This window comes from Bordetella petrii (genome assembly GCF_020991325.1).
Classification (GTDB): domain Bacteria; phylum Pseudomonadota; class Gammaproteobacteria; order Burkholderiales; family Burkholderiaceae_B; genus Bordetella_A; species Bordetella_A petrii_E.
Window position 1 is genome coordinate 1 of record NZ_JAJMLX010000409.1, and the last position, 2,856, is coordinate 2,856.

The window sequence follows — 2,856 nt, forward strand, 5'->3', positions numbered from 1 at the left end:
GTGATCCACGTCACGGCCCGGCCAACCCGCAGATTCAGCGCGTCTATGCCGCGCGATAAGGCGAGTAATGCTTTCATTAAGTTTCCCTTGGGGGTGTCATTGATTGGGGTTTCTCTGTGGTCTTCAGGGGGAGAGCATGTTTCTGTTTCGGTGCCAGACACACAAGGTGTCTGGCACCCATGGCACTGCCTTGGCCTCCGTGGCGGGTTTTCGCGGGCCCTGCCGGGTGTCTGGCTCCCGCCAGGGTGCCAGACACCGTCCGGCTGAGACTGCCCTGGCGCACAACGGCGTCAGGCACCGCCAGCGGCCATGACCCTGGCGCCATCAATGCCCGGCATCATGGCGGCGCCAGGGGGTGGCCTTGCGTTCCACCCAGGCCAGCAGCCCGAACAGCGCCATGCCCATCAGCGCCAGCACGAACAGCGCGCCGAACACGCGCACCGTGTCGAAGGTGCCCTGCGCGCTCATGATGACGTAGCCCAGCCCGCGCTGCGACGACACGAACTCGCCCACGATGGCACCCACCAGCGCCAGCGAAATGGCCACTTTCATGCCGGTGACGATGGACGGCAAGGCGGCCGGCAGGCGCACCTTGAAAAAGAAGTCCCGCCGCGAGCCCTTCAACACCCGCCCCAGATCCAGCACATCCTGCGGCACCGACTTCAGGCCGTGCACGGTATCGACCACGATGGCGAACACCGCGATCAGGAACGCGATGGCGATCTTGGGTTCGGCCCCCGTGCCCAGCCAGATGACGAACAGAGGGGCCACCGCTACCTTGGGCACGCTGTTCAGGGCCACGATCAGCGGGTAGCAGATGCTTTCGAACCAGCGCGACCCCACCAGCAGCACCGCGGTCAGCACGCCGCCCACCACGGCCAGCGCGAAACCGCCCACCGTGGTCAGCAACGTGTACCAGGCATGGCCGGCATACCAGCGCCAGTCGGCGGCCAGTTCGGCGGCAATCTGCGTGGGCAGCGGCAGCATGATGGGGCGCACCTGCAGCGCGCGCGCCAGCACTTCCCACACCGCCAGGAACAGCAGCAGCGACGCCAGGCCGGCCGCGCCATGCAGCCATTTGCGGGATACTCGGTTCATGCTGCGCGCACTCCTTCGTCGATCAGGCCCATTTGCTGGAACAAGCCGCGGATATGGCTGACGTAGCGGCCGAACTCGGGGGTTTCGCGTACCGACAGGGGCCGCGGGCGCGGCAAGTCGATGGGAATGCTTTCGACCACGCGGCCCGGCCGCGGCGAGAACACCATGACCTCGTCGCCCAGGAACACGGCCTCGGCGATGCCGTGCGTGACGAACAGCACCGTGTTGCGCGTTTCCATCCAGATGCGCTGCAACTCCACATTCATCTGGTCGCGAGTCAGCGCGTCCAGCGCGCCGAAGGGTTCGTCCATCAGCAGCAGGCGCGGGTCATCCACCAGGGCGCGGCAGATGGCGGCCCGCTGGCGCATGCCGCCCGACAACTCATGGGGATAGCTATCGGCGAAGTCCTGCAGGCCCGTCAGCGCCAGCAGGGCGCGCACCTTGTCCGCATACGCGGACACGGGCTTGCGGGCGAATTCCACGGGCAGCAGCACGTTGCGGCGGATGCTGCGCCAGTCCAGCAGCGCGTCGCGCTGGAACACCATGCCTATGCCGTCGGGCGGCCCCTGCACGGCACGCCCTTCGACCCGCAGTTCGCCCTGGGTAATGGTTTCCAGGCCGGCCACGCAGCGCAAGAAGGTGCTCTTACCGCAGCCGCTGGGGCCCAGAATGCTCAGGAAGCGTCCGGCGGGCAGTTGCAGCGACACCGTGTCCAGCGCCCGCACGCCACGCTCGCCTGGGTACTGCTTGCCCACGTCGCGTGCCGCCACGGCCCACTGCGTCATGGCCGCACCATGTTGTCATAGCGTTCCGGCTGGACCAGGCCCGTGGCGTAGAAACTGGCGGGATCCGCATCGGCACGCACCAGGCCCACCGACGACAGGGTTTTCACCGCCTGCGTCCAGTCGGCCGGCACCGGCGCGCCCAGGCGCTGGCCGGCGGGCGTCGTGCCGAAATAGTCTTGCAGCGCATCGATCTGCCCGCGCAGCACGGCTGCGTTCAACCGGGCCTGCGGGCGCTGGGCCAGTATCGCCTCCACCGCCTCGTCCTGGTGGCCGGCATAGATGTATTCCCATGCGCGCGCGCTGACGCTGGCGAAGCGCGCAATGGCGTCGCGCTTTTCAGCCAATTTCTGCTCGCTGGCGAACAGGCCGAAGCTGGGCATGTCCAGGCCGAAGTCCGCGAAACGCACGGCCTTGGACGGACGGTTCTGCGACACTACCGGCAGGAAGAACGGAATAGTCGAGAATGCCGCATCGGCCCGTCCCACCGCATAAGTGGATGCCTTGCCGGCCGCGTCCACATTGACCAGTTCCAGGTCGCTTTTGCTGAGCTTGCCGCGCGCCAGGAAGGCGTCGATAAATGGCGCTTCCAGCGAGCCCGCCGTGTAGGCCACCTTCTTGCCCTTCAGTTGCGCGGGGCCGGTAATGCCGGAATCCCCAGGCACCAGCAGGCCGATGTCGCTGTGGCGCGCGAACACGGCCACCGCTTTCACCGGCAGCCCTTTGTCGCGCGCGATCATCATCGATGCCAGCGCGGCGTGGCCCAGGTCGAAGCTGTCGCCGGCGCCCACGATCTGCACCGTGGTGACCGATCCGTTGCCATCTTCCAACGTGACGTCCAGGCCGGCCTGCCGGTACCAGCCCTTGTGCTGCGCCAAGTGAAACGCGGCCTGCACGCCCCAGGGTGTCCAGTCCAGGCGGACCTTCAAGGGCTCGGGCGCCTGCGCCGCCGCGCCCTGCCCGGCCAGCGCGACGG

At 67.5% G+C, this 2,856-nt stretch carries 3 protein-coding genes and 1 pseudogene; all 4 read right to left on the minus strand.

The genetic code is table 11. The annotated features are described in order from the left end of the window. Window positions 1-77: pseudogene (locus LPZ50_RS25445) on the minus strand (C4-dicarboxylate ABC transporter substrate-binding protein); the annotation flags it as partial. 247 nt (window positions 78-324) lie between these two features. Beyond that, on the minus strand, window positions 325-1,098 hold the full coding sequence (locus LPZ50_RS23790; RefSeq protein WP_230665322.1) for an ABC transporter permease: 774 nt from the start codon (window positions 1,096-1,098) through the stop codon (window positions 325-327). Beyond that, the gene (locus LPZ50_RS23795; protein ID WP_230665323.1) at window positions 1,095-1,883 is read right to left on the minus strand and encodes an ABC transporter ATP-binding protein; all 789 of its coding nucleotides are present in this window, start codon (window positions 1,881-1,883) and stop codon (window positions 1,095-1,097) included. Before LPZ50_RS23795 ends, LPZ50_RS23790 begins: the two co-directional genes overlap by 4 nt. Continuing rightward, window positions 1,880-2,848, minus strand: coding sequence for an ABC transporter substrate-binding protein (locus LPZ50_RS23800; protein ID WP_230665324.1), 969 nt, complete (start codon window positions 2,846-2,848; stop codon window positions 1,880-1,882). Before LPZ50_RS23800 ends, LPZ50_RS23795 begins: the two co-directional genes overlap by 4 nt. Between the last annotated feature and the right edge of the window lie 8 nt (window positions 2,849-2,856).